Source organism: Rhodoferax sp., assembly GCF_034519335.1.
Lineage (GTDB): Bacteria > Pseudomonadota > Gammaproteobacteria > Burkholderiales > Burkholderiaceae_C > Allorhodoferax.
This window is the reverse complement of sequence record NZ_JAXHOL010000034.1, coordinates 169924-190232: the sequence shown is the minus strand read 5'-3', so window position 1 is coordinate 190232 and position 20309 is coordinate 169924. Positions and strand designations below refer to the sequence as shown.

Here is a 20309-nt window from a genome sequence, read left to right as displayed (position 1 = left end):
TCCCTATCGATGATGGGGGCGATTGCCTGTCACCCGGCCTGCGGTGAGCGCAGTGACATAACACCTGTCGCCGGTGCTGCTGCACCGCCGACGACGCCCGGCAGCGTCTGGCGTGGGGGGCAGCAGGCGCTGGCGCGGCTGCAGGGCCCAAGAAGGACGCTGGAGGCGGTGCGCCGGTTCGGGTGATCTTTGCGTTGGCCATCAAGCGCAATCTGGATATCAACCTACAGGCGGTGGGCACGGTGGTGCCGGTCGCCACGGTCGACATTCGTGCCCAGATGACTGGGATGGTGGCCAAGGTATGGGTGCAGGACGGCCAAACCGTCAAGGCCGGCGAAACCTTGCTGACGCTGGACGCGCGCGCCGACGAGGCCAATGTGGCCAAGGTGCGGGCCCAAATGGCCAAGGACCAAGGCGGCGGGCCCGTGCAAGCGCCAACTGGTCGCAGGGCCCAGGCCTAGGTGGCAAAAAACTTTATCTCCCAAGGCGCAGCCGACGCCAACAAAAGCACGGTGGAGGAGCTGACCGCCACTGTTGCGGCCCAGCAAAGCGGCTTTGGACGCGGCCTTGCTCAGCCTGTCGTACCGCCCAAGTGCGCGCACCATCCGGCGGGCGCCTGGCACCGTCGCCGTGTCCGCAGGGCAGCGCGGTACAGGCCAATGTCACTCCGCTGGTCTCGCGGCCCCGGTTTCACCCGATCAATGTGGGTTTCAATTGCCCGCAAAGCCAGTTGCAGAGCCTGGTGGCCGGTTTACCGGACGCGGGCGTTTACGTGCGGGCTCGCCTGCCCGATGCCGAAACCGGCCTAGAAGGCCGACTGGTGTTCGTGGACAGCGCGCTTGACGCCGCCACCGGCACGGTGAAGGCGCGGGCCCGTTTTTGACAACCAGGCGGGCCAAGCTGTGGCCTGGTGCCTTCGTCAACGTGTCCTTGCAAGCCGACAGCCTGCGCGATGCGCTGGTGGTGCCCGCCACCGCCGTGATCCAAACCCAGCGCGGCACCATCGTGTATAATGAGGAGCAGGGCAAGGCCGCCCTCAAGCCGGTGCAGGTGTTGTCCTTGCAAGGCGACATCGCGGCGGTCAGTGGCATTCAAGACGGCGACCGGGTGGTGGTTGAGGGGCGGCAAAACTTGCGGCCAGACAGCGCAGTAGTCGAACGTGAGGCGAGCAAACTGGCGATGGAGAGAAAAAGGGCAAGCCATGGAACCATCTCCGAACTCTTTATCCGTCGTCCGGTGATGACGGTATTGTTGAACCCTGGCCATCGTGGCGGCCGGGGTGGTTGGCTACCGTAAAATTCCAGTGGCGGCACTGCCGAGCTGCCGACACACCGGTGGTCAACGTGTCGGCGTCCCTGCCCGGTGCCAGCCCCCCCCCCCCCCCCGGCGGCGGGGGGGGGGGGGAGACCATGGCCAGCTCGGTGGCCGCCCCGCTGGAGAAACGTTTCAAACCATTCCGGGTTTGGCGCATGATCAGTTCTTCGAGTTCGTTGGGTTCGACCTCGCTGACGCTGGAGTTTGATGAGGGCCGCAATATTGACGGGGCCGCGCTGGACGTGCAAGCGGCGCTGCTGCGTGTGCAACGCGCGCTGCCGCAAGACATGACGCAGCCGCCCAACTACCGCAAGGTGAATCCGGCCGACGCTCCCATCTTGTTGGTGGCGCTGACCTCGCCTTCCATGGCCCCGTCCGACCTGCAAGACTTTGCCGAGCATTTGATCTCGCCCACCTTGTCCACCATCAACGGTGTGGCCCAAGTCAATATCTTTGGGTCCAAGCGCTATGCGGTGCGGGTGCAGGTACGGCCTGATGCCTTGGCGGTGCGCAATATCGGGCTTGATGAAGTGGCAACCGCGCTGCGCGCGGCCAACGTGAATACGCCGGTGGGTACTCTCGAAGGGCCGCGGCAGATGCTGACGCTGCAGGCCAACCGCCAGTTGCGCAACGCGGCGGAGTTTGGTGACCTGATCATCTTGAGCACGGGGTGGTGAACCGGATCGCCTTAAAGATGTGGCGGCAGTCGAAGACAGCGGTGAGAACACCAGAGTCCTATGCCAACCTCAACGGCGATCCGTCCATCACCCTGGCCATTCAGCACCAGCCCGAGGGGTACCAGCCCGGTGAAGGTGGTCGACGCCGTGCAGGCTGCACTCAAGGAGTTGGAACTCCAACTGCCCCAATCCGTGCGCATGACGCCGGTCAATGACCGCTCTATCTCGGTGCGTGAGGCGCTGCACGATGTAACGCTTCCGACGCTCTTGGGCACCATTGCGCTGGTGGTATTCGGTGATGATCTTCTTGTTTCTGCGTCGCTTTGGGGCCACGGCGATCCCCACCTTGTCGTTGCCGGTGTCCTTGGTCGGTGCGGTGGCCTTGTTGTGAGTACTGAATTACAGCCTGGACAACATTTCGCTCTTGGGGCTGACGCTGGCCGTTGGCTTGGTGGTGGACGACGCCATCGTGATGTTGGAAAACATCATGCGCCATGTGGAGAAGAGGTGAAAGTGCCTTCAGCGCTGCATTTCTGGGCTCGCGAAAAGTGGGCTTCACCATCATCCCATTTCCACACCTCGTTGATCGCGGTGTTCATTCCCATCTTCTTCATGCCGGGCGTGATTGGCCTGCTGTTCCACGAGTTTGCGGTGGTGGTGGGATTGGCGATTGAAGTTTCGGCCTTTGTCTCGCTGACCCTGGTGCCCCTGCTGGCCAGCCGTTTTCTGACGACAGAGCCCGAGCATGTCCAGCACAACTGGCTGATTCGCGCGTTGGAGCGCGGCTTTGATGCGACCGGGCGCCTCTACGCCCGCACGCTGGATCTGGCGCTGGGCCACCGCAATACCGGTGTTGCTGGTGGCGCTGTTGACGGTGGTTGCCACCGTGTGGTTGGGCAATGCGATTCCCACAGACTTCTTCCCGCAAGGAACGTCAGGCGAGATTACGGTCAGTACCGCGGCTGGAAATGACACCTCGTTTACCGAAATGGTGCGGCTACAGGAAAAGGCCGCAGCCGTGATACCGCGCAGACGCTAACGTTGCGCAGCGGTGAGTTCGTTTAACGGTGGCAATAGTGATTGCCAAACACCGACCGCATGTTTGTCACGCTGAAAGTAAGTGGCAAGAACGCGTGCCGATCAAGCAGGTGGTGGATGGCTTGCGTACAAAGCTGCGCGGGGTGACCGGCATCAACGTCTTCATGCGCCCGGTGCAAAACCTGCAGTTGGGGGGGCGTTCGAGCAAGGCCCAGTTCCAGTACATCTTGCAAAGCGTTAAGGCCGATGAGCTCAACACCTGGGCCGCAAGCTGCAAGAGCAACTGCGCCAAGACCCCGTGTTCTTGGATGTGACCAGCGACGCCCAACTGCGCGGCTTGCAGGCCCAGCTCAACATAGACCGCGAACGCGCGATGACCTTGGGTGTGTCCATCGAATCGGCGCGCTCTGCGCTGTATTCCGCGTTTGGCGCGCGACAAGTCTCTACCATTTACCTGCCGGCCGACAGTTATCAGGTCATCATGGAGGTGGCTCCGGACGCCAAAGCCGATGAGTCGGCCATCAACGGTGTCTATGTACGCTCCAACACGGGTGCGCTGGTTCCCATGTCGGCTTTCACCACGGTGGAGCGTAAGGTGGGCGCCACGTCGATCAACCACGTGGGCCAATTGCAAGCGGTGACCGTGTCATTCAACCTGGCGGCGGGCACGGCCTTGGGCGACGCGACCGCCAAGGTGGACAAGGCGCGTGCGGCCATCGGCTTGCCCTCGTCGGTGATTACCAGCTATGGCGGTGATGCGGCGGTGTTCAAGAAGTCGCAGGGCAGCCAGGCCATCCTGATCGTGTCGGCCCTGTTGGTGATCTACGTGTTGCTGGGGGTGCTGTACGAAAGCTACATCCATCCGCTCACGATTCTGGCGGGCTTGCCGTCGGCTGCGGTCGGGGCCTTGGCCACGCTGATGCTGTTTGGTCAAGACCTGACCATCATCGCCACCATCGGCATCTTGCTACTGATCGGTATCGTGAAGAAGAACGCCATCATGATGATTGACTTCGCGCTCGACGCGCAGCGCCACGCACGGCATGACCCCTGCGGATGCGATCCGCGAAGCCTGCCTGCTTGCGCTTTCGCCCCATCATGATGACCACGTTGGCCGCGCTTTGATGGGCGCGCTCCCATTGCGCTTGGGCTATCGGCGCGGGAGCCGAGCTGCGCCAGCCATTGGGCTTGGCCGTCGTCGGGGGCTTGGTGTTTTCGCAGGCGCGTGACCTTGTTCATCACGCCGGTGATTTACCTCGCGCTGGACCGTTTTAGTGGCAAAGGCCCGGTGATTACCCGCGAAGAGGTGTTGGACGACGGATCAGTCGGAATCTGACGCGGAAGGCCGATTTCGCTTCGGCCTTCCGGTTCCGACCTTGCCTTGCTACGCCGCTTTTCGACGTGGGCCTGGCGGGTGTACAAAAAGTCGATCACGGCCTTGCGGTATTGCAGGTACTGCGGGCTGTCGGCCAGCGCCACGCGGGATCTCGGGCGGGGCAGGTCCACGCTGAGCACTTCGCCAATGGTGGCGGCCGGGCCGTTGGTCATCATCACGATCTTGTCGGACAAGAGCACCGCCTCGTCCACATCGTGCGTCACCATGACCACGGTAACTTGGCGTGCGGGCCCACAATCCCCGGAGTAGCCTGTCTTGCAGCTTGGCGCGGGTCAGGGCATCCTAGTGCGCCAGCGGGCCTGTCCATCAGCAGCACTTTGGGCTCCATGGCCAGGGCGCGCGCAATGCTTACGCGCTGCTTCATACCACCGAAATTTCCCGGGGCGCTTTTGTAAAGATGCGGCGGTGAGCCCGACCAAAGCCAAAACCAGTATCGGTGCGCTCTATGAGTTGGGCTTTGCTTTCGAACTGCTGCCCGCGCCTGTTGCGGAGCCCGCGCCAAACACCCGCTCCACGCCAAGGTACACGTTTTCAAAGCAGGTGAGCCACGGTAACAGCGAGTGGTTATTGGAACACCACGGCCCGCTCGGGACCAGGGCCCGCGATCTCGCGGCCGGCGCACAGAAAGTCACCCGCAGTGGGCGCCGTCAGGCCTGGCAATCAGGTTGAGCAGGGTGGACTTGCCGCAGCCCCTGTGGCCGATCAAGCGCGACAAACTCGCCTTTGGCGACGGTGAGTCATGTCGCGCAGCGCAGGGAACAGGCCCTTCTTGGTCTTAAAGGTTTGCGCCACGTTTTGGATTTCGATGTATTTGCTGTTGCTGCTCACGATTTCTCCTCTTTGAACGTGAACGCGGTTGCCAGCTTGACCAGGGCGTATTCGAGAGCAGCCCTACGATGCCGATCACGAAGATTGCAATGATGATGTTCTTGACGTTGAGGTTGTTCCACTCGTCCCACACCCAGAATCCAATGCCCACGCCACCCGTTATCATCTCGGCCGCCACAATCACCAGCCACGCGGTGCCCACCGCTAGACGAACGCCGGTCAGCATGTAGGGCAAGCACCGAGGGGAATGGGAGAATCTTGGTGATGATCTTCCATTCAGAGAAGTTGAGTACGCGGGCCACGTTCTGTAGTCCTGCGGCACACGCTGCACGCCTACCGCCGTGTTAATCAACATGGGCCAAATGGAGCAGATAAAGATGGTCCAGATGGCGGCGGGGTTGGCCCCCTTGAACACCAGCAGGCCAATCGGCAGCCAGGCCAAGGGCGACACGGGGCGCAGGAGGCTGATCAGCGGGTTGAACATGCGGCTCAAAACTCGAAACGGCCGATCATGAAACCCATCGGAATGCCCACCGCGGCCGCGAGACCAAAGCCCAGAGCGACGCGCTCCAGCGAGAACAATACGTTCCAGCCTACGCCCTGGTCGTTGGGCCCATTGCTGTAAAACGGATCACTGAACAGAACATACCGCCTGCTTGGCCACGGTTCCATGGGGCCGGGGATGCTGGCGGCGGTGCCCACGCTCACCAGTGCCCAAATGCCCACCAACAGGTGCCAGCCCCAGAATGGGGGCAGCACCGTCAGCACCAGTCCGCGCCAGTCCACGCCGGGGCGGGCGGCCGTCGCGCTTTGTGCGACAGCGGCCTGCGTTGCCGATTGAGCATCATTTCGGGCTTTAGCCCTCGTGGATTCTGCGCGGAGCAGCTTCTTTTTTCATAGCGGGTCTCTCGGCTGCCGCAGCCAGCGGAGAAGTGGAAAACGGCGCTCACCATGGTGCTTACTCCGTTGGAAAGCTTTGACCTTGAACCCGTCGGCGTATTTCTTGGGGTCCTTGCCATCCCAAACCACACCGTCGATGAGCTTGCTCGTGCGCATATCGCTCTTGGGCAGCGGTGTGTTGGAGGCGGTGGCCGCCTGCTTGTAGATCTCAATCTGGTTGATCTGCTTGGCCACTGCCAGGTAGTCTGGGTGGTCTTTGAGCAAGCCCCAACGCTTGTGTTGCGTGAGGAACCACATGCCGTCCGACAGGTAAGGGAAGTTCACCGCACCATCGTTGTAGAACTTCATGTGGTTGGGGTCATCCCAGGTCTTGCCCAGACCGTTTTGGTAGCGACCCAAAATGCGCTCGTTGATCGCGTCCACGCTGGTGTTGATGTAGGACTTTTGCGCCACGGTTTCGGCCATTTTGAGCTTGTTGGACAGGCTGGCGTCGATCCACCGGCTGGCTTCCAGCACGGCAGCAGTGACGGCGCGCGCCGTGTTGGGGTACTTCTTGACGAAGTCGCCCGTGGTGCCCAGCACCTTTTCGGGGTGGTCTTTCCAGACGTCTTGTGAGGTAGCCGCCGAGATGCCAATGCCGTCAATGATGGCGCGGTGGTTCCAGGGTTCGCCCACACTGAAGCCGTCCATATTTCCTACCCGCATGTTGGCAACCATCTGGGGCGGTGGCACGACGATGGACTTGACGTCCTTGAACGGATTCACACCGGCAGACGCCAGCCAGTAGTACAACCACATGGCGTGGGTGCCGGTGGGGAAAGTTTGGGCAAAGGTGTACTCGCGCGGCTCCTTCTTCATCAGAGCGACCAGCCCCTCCAAATTGACAGCGCCTTTGTCTGCGATTTTTTTGGACAGCGTCAGGCCTTGGCCGTTGTTGTTGAGGGTGGCCAGCACGGCCATGTCTTTCTTGGGGCCGCCGATGCCGAGGTGCACGCCGTAGACCAGGCCGTACAACACGTGGGCAAAGTCCAGCTCGCCATTGACCAGTTTGTCGCGTACGCCAGCCCAACTGGCTTCCTTGCTGGGGATGATCTTCACACCGTACTTTTTGTCTAGGCCCAGTTCAGAGGCCATGACCACACTGGCGCAGTCGGTCAGCGGGATGAAGCCGATCTTGACTTCGGTTTTCTCAGGGGCATCGGAGCCACCAGCGTAGACTGCGGCGCGCAATGCGGGGTTGATACCCACGGCGCCGATAGCGGCGGTTTGCAGAACAGCACGGCGGCTGAGTTTGGCTTTCAAAAGGTCTGTCATGGCACAAAGCTCCAGAAGTTACGAAAGTAGAAAACAAAAAAAAGGCGTCCTCACGGGGCTGGCAGCGCGTTGCGCTAGCCATGCCGTGGGGACGCCTTTGTCCTGATGCACTTCACTGCGTCCGCCGTTGGGCGCTGTGGTGTGCACGATCGTTGCCGATCTTGTTAAGGATTAAGCAATGTGTGTGCCAAGTAGTTTGGCCACGGAAAAGACGAATGGGCCAGTGGCCATGTCTCTTCTGTAGGGTCAGTTTTTTTTGCCTTGAAACGGGGCTGGCCAGAATGACGGGCGCTGCGGGGAAGTGACTCTCCAGTTTTGTGCAGTGCACCAAAATGCAGCTCCAAAACAGGGCGTACGCGTTCAACTGCACAACAATCCCCATTTGATTTAAGATCAAACCCGCGTGCCGTGACGCAAGGTCAAACTGGGGCGAATTGCTCGGGACGATTCAAAAATCAGGAGGTCACACCATGCGCATGGAACATCCAGTCAACCAGCGATGCCCCCAACTTCCTACACCTTTCCTTCCCAACAACACCCCCCCCACAAACAACCCCCCCACCCACACTTCACTCTCCCAAACCTCCCCCCCACACCACCAAAACCTAAATACCCACCCACCCAACAACAGGGCTATAACTTCCCCGTCGACCAAACCTTGGTATCGGTGACGGATCTCAAAAGTCGCATCACCTATTGCAATCCGGCTTTTTACCGAAGTTAGTGGCTACACCAATGCCGAACTCCTGGGGCAACCGCACAACCTAGTGCGCCACCCTGACATGCCCGAAGAAGCTTTTAGAGATATGTGGGCCACCATCCAAGACCGGTTGCCCTGGACCGGGTTGGTGAAGAACCGGCGCAAGAACGGAGACTACTACTGGGTCCGCGCCAATGCCACGCCCATGGTGGACGGTGACCAGATCACCGGATTCTTGTCGGTACGCACGTCTCCTTCGCAGGCTGATGTCGCAACGGCCGATGCGCTGTACCAGCGCTTGCAGGCTCAGGCCAAAGACGGCAGCAAGACTTGGGGTTTGCAGCACGGTGAGGTCGTTCGGCGTGATCTTTGGGGGCGTTGCATGGCCTTGTTGCGTCCCGGGGCGGTGGCCCAGATGGTGTGGCTGCAACTCTGGTTGGCGGCTGCTGTCATTGGCGCGGCCGTGCTGGAACTGCGTTGGCCCGTGGTGGCCGCTGTGGCTTTGGTGGGGGGCGGCATTACGGTGTGGTCTAACTGGGCGATGCGACTACGGCCTCTGGTGAGTTTGGTGCAAGATGCCAACCACTTGGCGGCGGGGGATCTGTCCCATGTGGTGGGGACGGGCGGACGGGGGCTTGGTGGGGCAGTTGCAACAGGCACTGGCCCACGCCTCGGTCAACCTGCGCACCGTAGTCAGTGATGTGCGAGGCGAAATCGAGCAATTCAGTGTGGCGGTGCAGGAGATTGCCGATGGCAACCATGACCTGTCTGCGCGCACCGAGTCACAGGCGAGTAGCCTGGAGGAGACGGCGGCGTCGATGGAGGAAATCAACGGCACGGTGCAACAAAGTGCGACATCCGCCAAGCGAGGTTCCCAACTGGCCCGTGAAACGACAACCGTCACCCAGCATAGCAACGACGCCGTGCAGTCAGTGGCCAGTTCCATGAGCGGAATTGCCCAGTCGTCCCAGCAGATCACGGAGATTATTCAGTTGATTGAAGGCGTGGCCTTTCAGACCAATATCCTGGCGCTGAATGCGGCCGTGGAAGCGGCCCGCGCGGGCGAGCAGGGGCGTGGATTTGCCGTAGTCGCCACCGAAGTGCGCGCACTGGCGCAGCGCACCACTACGGCAGCGAAGGACATCAAGCAGTTAATAACCGGGGCATCTGCCGAACGCATTGCCACAGGCAATAGCAATACCAATGTGGCGCTAGAACGCATGACCCCGGATGCGTTGGAGGCGGTGGGCAAAGTCAGCACGGTCTTGGATGAAATATCCAGTGCAGCGGTGGAACAAACCGCCGGAATCTCGCAAATCAATGAAGCCATCACCCAGATGGATACGATTACCCAGCAAAACGCCGCCATGGTGGAAGAGTTGGCTGCCACGGCCGGTTCGCTCTCGCAGCAGGTGCAAGGGGTGCGGAATTCCATGCGTATGTTCCGCCTCAAACGGGGCGAGCTAACCGTGTCCCAGATCGACGCTGTAGGCCTGCGCCGCGAACACAAGGCCTTGCCTGGCTAGTCGGGTGCCAGCGGGCAGGCCAATGCCAAGCGGGTGGCCAAGCCTTCGCGCAGCGCCTGAAGCGCCACGATCCGGGCGTCCACTTCGCCCAGCTTTTCGGCCAGCACCTGGGCGATGGCCGGGCCGGGGTCGGTAGCGTCCCAGATAGCGGGCAATTTGTGGCCAATCTCGGCCAGCGTGAAGCCCAACTGCTGGGCGGTGCGGATGTAGTTCACCAGCATCAAGGTTTCGGGCACGTAGTCGCGGTAGCCATTGGACAAGCGGCGCGCGCTACCAGCCCCCAGTTGTTCATAGAAACGCAAGGGTTTCCCGTGTCAGTCCGCTGGCGGCGGCGGGTTCTCCAATCAGCCCCATGGTGCTGAGGCCTTAGTTTTTGAAAACTGCTGACCCTGAAGTTTACTTCAGGCCTGAGGACATCTGCGGGCTTCTTGAACTTTGGAGCGTCTCGCATGCGTCTTCTCGCTATCTCAAGTTGGTACGCACTAGCGCCGCCTACGACTTGTTGGTCACTTGGCCTTTTGCCACGCCCTGGACGTTTACCTGGCTCTACGCCCAATTGGCGGACGTGGCCCAGGCGCTGCAGCTGCCCGGCGCGGTGCATCCGCTGGATGCCACCCATTTGCTATTCGCTAATCTATTGGGTTCGGTCGTGGTGGTGTGGTCCTTGGCGCGGCTGTGGGCGCCCAGCGTGCAACTCGGGCGGTTGGACGCCGGCGCGCGTTTCCTGTTCGCGGCGTGGCAGGTCTATGCCGTTATGCACGGCGCCAGCGCCATCGTGCTGGGGTTCACGGCGTTTGAGCTGCTGTTTGGCGTACTGCAAAGTGCTCCCGTACCGAACAAAACGGTGCCGGTCGAACCCTCCGGGGACGTCTTAACCCAGCAGGTCCGCCACGTCCAGCATGCGCTGGGCAACTTCCACGATCTTGAGGTTTTTGTCCATGGCTGTTTTGCGCAGCTTGGCGTAGGCGGCTTCTTCGCTGAGGTTGCTGGCGTTGCATCAGCAAGCGCCTTGGCGCGGTCAATAACCTTGCGGTCTTGCAGGGCCGCTGAGGACAGTTCGTGCAGTTCGCTGCGGGTGTTGGCCAGTTCCGCGCGCAATGCCTGCTCATGCTGGAAGCGGGCCATGGCCACCTCCAGAATCGGACGGATGCGTTCTGCTTGCAGCCCCGCCACGATGTAAGCGGATACACCGGCCGCCACCGCTGCGCGGGCGTTGCCACTGTCGTTGTCGTTGGTGAACATGACAATGGGGCGGCGTTCGTCGCGCGTGGCCATCACGACATGTTCCAGCGCGTCGCGTGCGTCACTCTCGGCGTCCACAATGATCATGTCGGGCTGTAACTGGGCCAGCCGCTCCGTCAAGTAGACATCGGCAGGCAGCGAGGCGATCAGGTTGAAGCCGTTTTCCAGCAGACCAATGCGCAGGCTGCGTGAGCGTTCAGCTTGGTCCAACGCATGCGTGTCCTGCGGGTCATCGACCTGCAAGTCTGAGTTGATCACGACGATGCGAAGCGGCTCGGTCATACACCAATCATGGCACGCAAAAGTCGCGCCAAGCGGGTCAGGTTGACAGAGGGCCTGCGTTTATGCGTAGGGATGCGCACGGCATTCCAAGCCCATCCTCTAAACTCGGCGGCTCTGAAGGAAACAAGCATGCTGGTGTTGGGAATCGAGTCTTCGTGTGACGAAACAGGCGTGGCCATGGTGGAGTCGCACGGCAGTGCGGTGCCCACGCTGCTGGCCCACGCATTGCACAGCCAGATCGAGATGCACCAGGCCTATGGCGGCGTGGTGCCCGAGTTGGCCAGCCGCGACCACATTCGCCGCGTACTGCCGCTGACCCAGCAAGTGCTGGCAGACAGCGGCCGTAGCCTGCAGGACGTGGATGTGGTGGCCTACACGCGCGGTCCCGGTTTGGCGGGCGCGCTGCTGGTGGGCGCCGGTGTGGCCTGTGCACTGGGCGCGGCGCTGGACAAGCCCGTGCTGGGCGTGCACCACCTCGAAGGCCATTTGCTCTCCCCGTTTTTGAGTGCCGATCCTCCGGAATTCCCCTTTGTGGCGCTGCTGGTGTCTGGTGGCCACACGCAGCTGATGCGCGTGGACGGCGTGGGCCGCTACGAACTGCTGGGCGAAACGATTGACGATGCCGCAGGCGAGGCCTTTGACAAATCCGCCAAGCTCATGGGCCTGGCCTATCCGGGCGGGCCACTGTTGTCCAAGCTGGCGGAGGAGGGCGACCCCAAGGCCTACGCGCTGCCGCGTCCGCTGCTGCACAGCGGCAACCTGGACTTTTCGTTTGCCGGCCTGAAGACCGCGGTGCTGGTCCAAAGCCAGCGCATGGTGACGGCCGGTGGCGTGGCCACGTTTGAGGCCCTGCCGCGTGAGCAGCAAGCCGATCTGGCGGCGTCTACGCAGGCAGCAATTGTGGAAGTGTTGCTGAAGAAATCGATGGCGGCGATCAAGCAAACGGGCCTGAAGCGCCTGGTGGTGGCCGGTGGCGTGGGGGCCAACCGCAAGCTGCGTGAGCTACTGAATGCCGAGTGCGGCAAGCGCGGTGTGCGTGTGCATTACCCCGAGCTGCATCTGTGCACCGACAACGGCGCCATGATTGCCATGGCGGCGGCCATGCGGCTACAAAGCGGCTTGCAGCAGGCCAGCAAGGCCTACGCCTTCGACGTCAAGCCGCGCTGGCCTCTGCATTCACTATAAAAACTGCCCCTAGCCCTCGTAGATTGTGCGCCAGCAGCTATGGAAAGCATAGCGTGCCAGTGCCGTCAATTTACTGAATGGTCAGTTCCGTGGCAGTGTCCACGGGTACCTTTTTCACCAGCTTCAGGGTCAGCACGCCGTTTTCCAGCTTGGCTTCGCTCTGGGCGCTGTCCACGTCCTGGGGCAGCTCGTAGGCGGCGCGGTAGCGGCGGGGTGCATCGTCCTTGCTCTGGATGCGGACGACCGCACCATCAATGGAAATGCTGAGCTGTTCTTTGGCAATGCCGGGCATGTCCAGCGTCAGGGTGAAGCTGGTCTCGTCCTGAGTGAAGGCGCTACCGTTTTGGCGTGCCGAGAACAGGGCGTCTTGCAAGAAACGGTCGACCGAGCGGCCTGTGGGTGCGTACACCGAACGGCGCACAGAGGGCTGGAACACGGAAGGTGCAGAGGCAAAAAACATGGTGTGGACTCCTAGTACACTGCGCGGCTCTCACCGTGAGCGCCGCATGTTCCCAAGCTGTGCGCTTTCCCTCACATTTCAAGAGAAATTCCCCATGTTTATTCTTTCCTCCAAGCCCTTGAAATTGCTGGCCAAGGCGCTATTTGCTGGTGCCCTGACAGCGGCCAGTGCCTTCGCACAAACCCCCTCGGCCCTCAAGATCGCCATCATCGAAGGTTTCAGTGGCGCCAACGCCAGCGGAGGCGAAGCCGGGTTCCGCAACTTCGTCTGGGCGGTGGAGCGTGTGAACGCACGCGGCGGCGTGAAGCTGCCTGCCAGCGCCGGGGGCAACCAGTTGTTGCAGCTGGAGCGTTTTGACAGCAAGGGCCAGACCGAAGAGGCGCTCTCGGCGCTGCGCTCGGCCATTGACGGCGGTGCCCGCATCATCTTGCAGGGCAATTCTTCCGGTGTCGCGGCCTCGCTGATCGACGCCATCAACAAACACAACGAACGTGACCCCGCACGCCGCGTGCTGTTCCTCAACTACGCAGCCGTGCTGCCCGAGCTGACCAATGAGAAGTGCAGCTTCTGGCATTTCCGCTTTGATGCCCATTCCGACATGCGCATGGCCGCGCTCATGGACGTGCTCAAGGACGACAAGGCGCTCAAAAGCGTCTACATCATCGGCCAGGACTACAGCTTCGGCCAGGCCGTAGGCCGCGAAGCCAAGCGCCAGTTGGCCGTACTGCGCCCCGATGTGCAGGTGGTGGGCGATGAGCTGCACCCCTTGGGCCGCGTGAAAGACTTCTTGCCCTACGCCACCAAGATTAAGGCCAGCGGTGCCGGGGCGGTGATTACGGGCAACTTTGGCAACGACCTGAGCTTGCTGATCAAGGCCGCCAAGGATGTAGGCTTTGACGGCAAGTTCTACACCTTCTACGGCAACGCCCTGGGCGCCCCGGCTGCGATAGGCGATGCGGGCATTGGCAAGGTGGTGGCGGTGGCCGACTGGCTGCCCAACGTGCAGACCGCCGCCAGCGAGGCGTTTTACAAGTCCTTCCGTGTGCGCTACCCCAAGCCCGAGGATGACTATGTGCACATGCGCATGCAGCTGCTCATTGAGGCGCTGGCTCAAAGTGTGGAGGCCGCCGCCAAGCAGGGTGGGGTGGGGGCCAATGGCGCTATGGATATAGTAGCTGTCGCCGCACAGCTGGAGAGGGCTAGCGTCACTTTTAGTGGCCAAACTGGCGCCATGCGCGCGGCCGACCACCAGTTCCAGCAGCCGCTGGTGGTGGGCATGATGGAGCGCCAGGGCACGCCCGGCGTCAAATTTGATGTGGAGGGCTCGGGTTACGGATTCCGCGTTGTGAAAGCCGTGCCCGCAGCTGCGGCCGAGCAGGCCACCAGCTGCAAGATGGTGCGTCCCTGACGCTTCCGGGCTATAATCGGGCGGCTTTGCATTCGGCAGGGCGCACGCCAAGCGCAGTTCCAGCACTTGGCGCAAGTTGTACAAACCGGGACGGCGCCCAGCGTGCAGTCCCAAAACACCAGGAAAACCCATGATTGCATCTAGCATCAAAGCCGCTGTTGTCAAAGACAACGCCCGTCAAGCTGGCGATACCGGCTCCCCAGAAGTCCAAGTGGCTCTGTTGACAGCCCGTATCAACGAACTGACCCCCCACTTCAAGACCCACGCCAAGGACCACCACGGTCGCCGGGGTCTGTTGCGCATGGTGTCCCGCCGTCGCAAGCTGTTGGACTACCTGAAGTCCAAGGACGCTGACCGCTACGTCGCCCTGATTGCCAAGCTGGGTCTGCGCAAGTAAGCGATTCAACGAATGAGAAGCGCCTGAGTTAGGTCACTAGCTCAGGCGTTTTTTACTTCGGAGACGGCAAAAACAGAACGAAGCTGTGTCATTCCAAAGCAATTCCGGTCTTCTCGGAGTTCTTCTGGAATGGCATCGTGGACTGTGATGTTGGCTCCGGGCTAGGGTGGAGTGGCCTGCATTCCCCGCACAAAACTGAAACTCACAGGAGATAACCATGAGCATTTTCAACAAAGTTACGAAGACCTTCCAATGGGGCCAACACACGGTCACCATGGAAACCGGCGAAATCGCACGCCAGTCCACCGGCGCTGTGCTGCTGGACATGGACGGCACCGTGGTGCTGGCCACTGTGGTTGCCAAGACTGAAGGCAAACCCGGCCAGGACTTCTTCCCCCTGACCGTGGACTACCTCGAAAAGTCTTACGCCGCCGGCAAGATCCCCGGCTCGTTCTTCAAGCGTGAAGGCCGCCCCAGCGAATTTGAAACGCTGACCAGCCGCCTGATCGACCGTCCGATCCGCCCGCTGTTCCCCGAAGGTTTCTTCAACGAAGTGCACGTGGTCATCCACACCGTGTCTTTGAACCCTGAAGTCGACGCCGACATCGCCGCGATGATCGCTGTGTCGGCTGCACTGTCCGTCTCCGGTGTGCCGTTCAATGGCCCCATCGGCGCTGCCCGCGTGGGTTACGTCAACGGCGAATACGTGTTGAACCCTGGCCAGACTGCCCGCAAAGATTCCATCATGGATCTGGTGGTTGCTGGTACTGAATCTGCCGTGCTGATGGTGGAATCGGAAGCCCAGCAGTTGTCCGAAGAAATTATGCTGGGTGGTATCGTTTACGGCCACACACAAGGTGCTATTGCTATCAACGCCATCCACGAGTTGGTGCGCGAAGCCGGCAAGCCTGTGTGGGACTGGAAGCCCGCAGCCAAGGACGAAAGCTTGGTCGCCAAGGTGGGCGCATTGGCCAAGGATAAGCTGGTCGCTGCCTACCAAATCCGTAATAAGCAGGCCCGTACCCAAGCCTGCCGCGCAGCCTACGCTGAAGTCATGGCCGGCCTGAAGGCCGATGGCGCTGCGTTCGACAGCGTGGCCGTGGAAGGCCTGCTGTTTGAGATCGAAGCCAAGATCGTGCGTGGCCAAATCCTGGCTGGCGAACCCCGTATCGACGGCCGTGACACCCGCACCGTGCGCGCCATCGAAATCCGCAATGGCGTGTTGCCCCGCACCCACGGTTCTGCCCTGTTCACGCGTGGCGAAACCCAGGCGTTGGTGATCGCCACCCTGGGCACGGAGCGCGATGCCCAGCGCATTGACGCTTTGAGCGGCGACTTCGAAGACCGCTTCATGCTGCACTACAACATGCCTCCCTTCGCCACCGGCGAAACCGGTCGCGTGGGTACGCCCAAGCGCCGCGAAATCGGCCACGGCCGTCTGGCCAAGCGCGCACTCGTTGCCGTGTTGCCGACCAAGGAAGAGTTCCCCTACACCATGCGCGTGGTGTCGGAAATCACCGAATCCAACGGTTCGTCCTCAATGGCCTCTGTCTGCGGCGGCTGTCTGTCGCTGATGGACGCTGGCGTGCCTTTGAAGGCGCATGTGGCCGGTATCGCCATGGGCCTGATCAAGGAAGACAACCGCTTTGCCGTGTTGACCGACATTTTGGGTGACGAAGACCACCTGGGTGACATGGACTTCAAGGTCGCTGGTACCACCAACGGTATTACCGCGCTGCAGATGGACATCAAGATCCAGGGCATCACCAAGGAAATCATGCAAGTCGCCTTGGCCCAAGCCAAAGAAGCCCGCATGCACATCCTGGGTGAAATGCAAAAGGCCATGGGTGAAGCTAAGACCGAAGTGTCCAGCTTTGCACCCAAGCTCTACACCATGAAGATCAACCCCGAGAAGATCCGTGACGTGATCGGCAAGGGCGGCGCCGTGATCCGTGCGCTGACCGAGGAAACCGGTTGCCAGATCAACATCGAGGAGGACGGCACCATCACCATCGCCGCGACCGACGGTGCCATGGCCGATGAAGCCAAGAAGCGCATTGAGCAGATCACGGCTGAAGTCGAAATTGGCAAGGTCTACGAAGGCCCGATCACCAAGATTCTGGACTTCGGTGCCCTGGTCAACCTGCTGCCCGGCAAGGACGGTCTGCTGCACATCAGCCAAATTGCCCATGAGCGCGTCGAGAAGGTCACGGACTACCTGTCTGAAGGCCAAATCGTCAAGGTCAAGGTCATGGAAACCGACGAAAAGGGCCGCATCAAGCTGTCCATGAAGGCGCTGCTGGACCGTCCCGCCCACAACGGCGAGCAAGGTTAATTCAGCGTGCTATTAAATCGGTAGCTGCTCGCGCAGTCGGCGCAAGGGCTATCGGTTGATTTGGCTATGAAAGCTGTCGAAATTTCGTCCTTCGGTCTGCCCGACGTGTTGCGTTTGGTGGACCGTCCCGCGCCTGTGGCAGGCGTGGGAGAGGTGTGCATTCGCGTGACCGCCAGCGGTATCAACCGACCTGACGTATTGCAGCGTGCCGGACATTACCCGGCGCCTGCAGGCGCTTCTGACCTTCCGGGGCTGGAAGTGGCGGGCACCATTGTGTCGGGCGACGCCGAGGCAATGAAAGCGGCCGGCTTTCAGCTGGGTGACCGTATCTGCGCCTTGGTCGCTGGTGGTGGTTATGCCGAGCTCTGTGTCGCACCCGTGGGCCAGTGTCTGCCGGTGCCGGCAGGCTGGAGTGATGTCGAGGCTGCCAGTCTGCCCGAGACACTGTTTACCGTATGGAGCAATGTGGTCGACCGTGGGCGCCTGCAAGCCGGGGAAACCTTGCTGGTGCAAGGCGGTAGCAGCGGCATTGGTGTCATGGCCATTCAGCTGGCGAAGGCCCTGGGTGCCACGGTGATTGCCACGGCGGGCAGCGATGAAAAATGTGCGGCTTGCCTGGCGCTGGGCGCCGACTACGCCATCAACTACAAGACACACGACTTTCAGGCAGAGGCCTTGCGCCTGACGCAGGGGCGTGGCGTGGATGTGGTTCTGGACATGGTGGCGGGCGCGTATGTGGCCAAGGAAGTGCAGTGCCTGGCAGACGATGGCCGCTTGGTCATCATTGCCGTGCAGGGCGGTGTGCAAAGTGAAATCAATGCTGGATTGGTGCTGCGCAAGCGGCTGACGATCACGGGTTCGACCTTGCGCGCGCGGCCGGAGGCCTTCAAGGCGGCGATCGCTGCTGCTTGTCGGCGCGTGGTCTGGCCCTTGCTGGAAGCCAGACGCATCAAGGCGGTGATTCACAGTGTGTTTGCACCAGCAGATGCTGCGAAAGCCCATGCGCTGATGGAGTCCAACCAGCACGTTGGCAAAATTGTTTTGAAGTGGGATGCAGCATGAAAAAGAAATTGATTGCGGGCAACTGGAAGATGAACGGCTCCACGGCAGCCAATGCCGCGCTGGTGCAGCAACTGCTGGCTGGCGTAGGTGCGGCTGCCTGCGACATCGCCGTGTGTGTGCCTGCACCGTATTTGGCTGAGGTGGGTGCCTTGGTAAAGGGTTCTGCCATTGCCGTAGGCGCGCAAGATGTGTCTGCACACGAAGCCGGTGCGTATACCGGTGAAGTGTCTGCGGGCATGCTGCGCGACTTGTCGGTGCGTTATGCCATCGTTGGCCATTCCGAGCGTCGCCAGTACCACGGCGAAACGGACGCGGTGGTAGCGAGCAAGGCCCAGAAGGCGCTGGCAGCCGGAATCACGCCCATCGTGTGCGTGGGTGAGACCCTGCAAGAGCGCGAAGCCGGCTTGACCGAAGAGGTGGTGAAGCGCCAGTTGGCGGCCGTCATCCACACCAACGGTCATTGCATCAGCGAGATTGTGGTGGCGTACGAGCCTGTGTGGGCGATTGGTACTGGCAAGACCGCCAGTCCCGAGCAGGCTCAGCAAGTGCATGCGGTTCTGCGTGCCCAATTGCACGCGGCCACCGAGCATTCGGGTCGAGTGCAAATACTTTATGGTGGCAGCATGAATGCTGCCAATGCCGCCCAATTGTTGGGCCAAGCAGATATTGATGGTGGTCTGGTGGGCGGTGCTTCGCTGAAGGCCACTGATTTCCTGTCCATCATCGCCGCAGCCGCCTGAGGCTGCGCAGTTTTTCAAATTGAGGAGTACTACATGAGCGTTATCGTCACCATCATCCTGACTGTCCAAATGTTGTCGGCCCTGGCCATGATCGGCCTGATCCTGGTACAACACGGCAAGGGTGCCGACATGGGCGCCGCCTTTGGCAGCGGTGGTTCAGGCAGTCTGTTTGGCGCCAGTGGCAGTGCCAACTTCCTGTCGCGCACCACGGCCATTTTGGCTACGGTGTTTTTTGTTTGCACACTGGCCCTGGCGTACTTTGGCAATCTGCGTCCTGCAAGCTCCGGTTCGGTGCTCGAAGGTGCGGCTGTCGTGGCTCCCGCTGCTGCGCCTGCAGCCTCTGAGTCGGCTCCTGCTGCGCCAGCGACTGGTGCCGCGCAAATTCCGGCTAAGTAAGCGGTTTTTAAATGCCTTCACCCTGTTAATGGCAGGGTAAATTCAGGGTAAACTCTAGGGCTGGTGAATAAGCAAATGCCGCAAGGCTCCTCACGCAAATTCGCCAGTTGAGAGCCGCCGTCGTGGTGAAATTGGTAGACACGCTATCTTGAGGGGGTAGTGGCGAAAGCTGTGCGAGTTCGAGTCTCGCCGACGGCACCAGAACAATATCCGTTCAGTCAAGAGCCTGCTTGGCTGGGCTGTAACGGTGATCAGAATCTCAAGATGAACCTCGATCAATATCTCCCCGTACTTTTGTTCATCTTGGTCGGTATCGGTGTGGGCGTCGTCCCGCAGGTGCTCGGCTACATCTTGGGGCCCAATCGCCCCGATCCCGCCAAAAACTCCCCGTACGAATGCGGCTTCGAAGCTTTCGAAGACGCGCGCATGAAGTTCGATGTGCGCTACTACCTGGTAGCCATCCTCTTCATTTTGTTCGACCTTGAAACAGCCTTTCTGTTTCCGTGGGCCGTGTCCTTGAAAGAAACCGGAATGCTGGGTTTCCTCATCGGTGCAGAGTTTGTGGTGGTTCTCACCATTGGCTTTGTCTACATGTGGAAAAAAGGCGCACTGGACTGGGAGTGATCCAATGATTGAAGGTGTACTCAAAGAAGGCTTTGTCACCACGAGTTACGACTCGGTGATGAACTGGGCCAAAACAGGTTCGATCTGGCCCATGACCTTTGGTCTGGCGTGCTGCGCGGTCGAAATGATGCATGCGGCGGCAGCGCGTTACGATATTTCGCGCTTCGGCTCCGAAGTGTTTCGCGCCAGCCCCCGTCAGTCAGACTTGATGATCGTGGCCGGTACGCTGTGCAACAAAATGGCGCCTGCCTTGCGCAAGGTCTACGACCAGATGTCCGAGCCGCGCTGGGTGATCAGCATGGGGTCTTGTGCCAACGGCGGTGGTTACTACCACTACAGCTATTCAGTGGTGCGCGGCTGTGACCGTATCGTGCCTGTGGATGTGTATGTGCCTGGCTGTCCTCCTACTGCCGAAGCTTTGGTGTACGGCATTTTGCAGTTGCAGCAAAAAATTCGCCGCACTGAAACCATTGCCCGGGCCTGAG

17 protein-coding genes, 1 tRNA gene and 4 pseudogenes are annotated in these 20309 nt (G+C 60.8%); 15 read left to right on the top strand and 7 right to left on the bottom strand.

The window, feature by feature from the left end:
• The first annotated feature begins 182 nt into the window (after positions 1–182).
• From U5O12_RS15320 to U5O12_RS21235, 3 genes and pseudogenes are all read left to right on the top strand, one after another.
• Complete coding sequence (locus tag U5O12_RS15320) at positions 183–461, top strand: biotin/lipoyl-binding protein (protein ID WP_322579462.1); 279 nt, start codon at positions 183–185, stop codon at positions 459–461.
• Between the two features lie 281 nt (positions 462–742).
• Positions 743–883 carry a hypothetical protein gene (locus tag U5O12_RS15315; RefSeq protein ID WP_322579461.1) on the top strand — a complete coding sequence of 47 codons (141 nt, stop codon included), beginning with the start codon at positions 743–745 and terminating at the stop codon, positions 881–883.
• A gap of 356 nt (positions 884–1239) precedes the next feature.
• Positions 1240–4365: pseudogene (locus tag U5O12_RS21235) on the top strand (efflux RND transporter permease subunit).
• Between the two features lie 56 nt (positions 4366–4421).
• Here the strand turns inward: U5O12_RS21235 and U5O12_RS15285 are convergent.
• From U5O12_RS15285 to U5O12_RS15270, 4 genes and pseudogenes are all read right to left on the bottom strand, one after another.
• Positions 4422–5253: pseudogene (locus tag U5O12_RS15285) on the bottom strand (ABC transporter ATP-binding protein); the annotation flags it as partial.
• Complete coding sequence (locus U5O12_RS15280) at positions 5201–5737, bottom strand: ABC transporter permease subunit (protein ID WP_322579456.1); 537 nt, start codon at positions 5735–5737, stop codon at positions 5201–5203. The gene U5O12_RS15280 and the pseudogene U5O12_RS15285, both read right to left, overlap by 53 nt.
• Positions 5738–5742: 5 nt before the next feature.
• Complete coding sequence (locus U5O12_RS15275) at positions 5743–6039, bottom strand: hypothetical protein (protein ID WP_322579455.1); 297 nt, start codon at positions 6037–6039, stop codon at positions 5743–5745.
• Positions 6040–6225: 186 nt separating this feature from the next.
• Positions 6226–7467 (bottom strand): annotated as a pseudogene (locus tag U5O12_RS15270) (CmpA/NrtA family ABC transporter substrate-binding protein); the annotation flags it as partial.
• Positions 7468–8234: 767 nt separating this feature from the next.
• Between U5O12_RS15270 and U5O12_RS15265 the strand changes: the two are divergent.
• Together U5O12_RS15265 and U5O12_RS15260 are read left to right on the top strand one after the other, a co-directional pair.
• Positions 8235–8867 carry a PAS domain-containing protein gene (locus U5O12_RS15265; RefSeq protein WP_322579454.1) on the top strand — a complete coding sequence of 211 codons (633 nt, stop codon included), beginning with the start codon at positions 8235–8237 and terminating at the stop codon, positions 8865–8867.
• On the top strand, positions 8776–9693 hold the full coding sequence (locus tag U5O12_RS15260; RefSeq protein ID WP_322579453.1) for a methyl-accepting chemotaxis protein: 918 nt from the start codon (positions 8776–8778) through the stop codon (positions 9691–9693). Before U5O12_RS15265 ends, U5O12_RS15260 begins: the two co-directional genes overlap by 92 nt.
• Here the strand turns inward: U5O12_RS15260 and U5O12_RS15255 are convergent.
• On the bottom strand, positions 9690–9995 hold the full coding sequence (locus tag U5O12_RS15255) for a MerR family DNA-binding protein (RefSeq protein WP_416221502.1): 306 nt from the start codon (positions 9993–9995) through the stop codon (positions 9690–9692). The genes U5O12_RS15260 and U5O12_RS15255 overlap by 4 nt on opposite strands.
• Positions 9996–10564: 569 nt before the next feature.
• Positions 10565–11217: pseudogene (locus U5O12_RS15250) on the bottom strand (ANTAR domain-containing response regulator).
• A gap of 129 nt (positions 11218–11346) precedes the next feature.
• Between U5O12_RS15250 and tsaD the strand changes: the two are divergent.
• Positions 11347–12402 carry a tRNA (adenosine(37)-N6)-threonylcarbamoyltransferase complex transferase subunit TsaD gene (gene tsaD, locus U5O12_RS15245; protein ID WP_322579452.1) on the top strand — a complete coding sequence of 352 codons (1056 nt, stop codon included), beginning with the start codon at positions 11347–11349 and terminating at the stop codon, positions 12400–12402.
• 70 nt (positions 12403–12472) lie between these two features.
• Here tsaD and U5O12_RS15240 read toward each other — a convergent pair whose 3' ends face one another.
• A complete protein-coding gene (locus tag U5O12_RS15240; RefSeq protein ID WP_322579451.1) occupies positions 12473–12862 on the bottom strand; it encodes an Hsp20/alpha crystallin family protein in 390 nt (129 codons plus the stop codon).
• A 94-nt stretch (positions 12863–12956) separates the two neighbouring features.
• On the opposite strand from U5O12_RS15240, the gene U5O12_RS15235 reads away from it, so the two are divergent.
• The 9 genes from U5O12_RS15235 (at position 12957) to U5O12_RS15195 (ending at position 20308) form a co-directional block, all read left to right on the top strand.
• Positions 12957–14270: a branched-chain amino acid ABC transporter substrate-binding protein gene (locus tag U5O12_RS15235; protein ID WP_322579450.1), complete on the top strand. Its 1314-nt coding sequence runs from the start codon at positions 12957–12959 to the stop codon at positions 14268–14270.
• A 130-nt stretch (positions 14271–14400) separates the two neighbouring features.
• Complete coding sequence (gene rpsO, locus U5O12_RS15230) at positions 14401–14667, top strand: 30S ribosomal protein S15 (protein ID WP_094478006.1); 267 nt, start codon at positions 14401–14403, stop codon at positions 14665–14667.
• A gap of 217 nt (positions 14668–14884) precedes the next feature.
• Positions 14885–17002, top strand: a complete 2118-nt coding sequence (gene pnp / locus U5O12_RS15225) for a polyribonucleotide nucleotidyltransferase (protein WP_322579449.1) — start codon at positions 14885–14887, stop codon at positions 17000–17002.
• A 66-nt stretch (positions 17003–17068) separates the two neighbouring features.
• Complete coding sequence (locus U5O12_RS15220; protein ID WP_322579448.1) at positions 17069–18064, top strand: NAD(P)H-quinone oxidoreductase; 996 nt, start codon at positions 17069–17071, stop codon at positions 18062–18064.
• The gene (tpiA, locus tag U5O12_RS15215; protein WP_322579447.1) at positions 18061–18804 is read left to right on the top strand and encodes a triose-phosphate isomerase; all 744 of its coding nucleotides are present in this window, start codon (positions 18061–18063) and stop codon (positions 18802–18804) included. Before U5O12_RS15220 ends, tpiA begins: the two co-directional genes overlap by 4 nt.
• Before the next feature lie 33 nt (positions 18805–18837).
• Positions 18838–19200 (top strand): preprotein translocase subunit SecG, encoded by a 363-nt coding sequence (secG, locus tag U5O12_RS15210; protein WP_322579446.1) that lies wholly within the window; start codon positions 18838–18840, stop codon positions 19198–19200.
• Between the two features lie 116 nt (positions 19201–19316).
• A tRNA-Leu gene (locus U5O12_RS15205) sits at positions 19317–19401 on the top strand.
• A gap of 63 nt (positions 19402–19464) precedes the next feature.
• Positions 19465–19824, top strand: a complete 360-nt coding sequence (locus U5O12_RS15200; RefSeq protein WP_094478016.1) for an NADH-quinone oxidoreductase subunit A — start codon at positions 19465–19467, stop codon at positions 19822–19824.
• A 4-nt stretch (positions 19825–19828) separates the two neighbouring features.
• Positions 19829–20308, top strand: coding sequence for an NADH-quinone oxidoreductase subunit B family protein (locus tag U5O12_RS15195; RefSeq protein WP_322579445.1), 480 nt, complete (start codon positions 19829–19831; stop codon positions 20306–20308).
• The last annotated feature ends 1 nt before the right edge of the window (position 20309 follow it).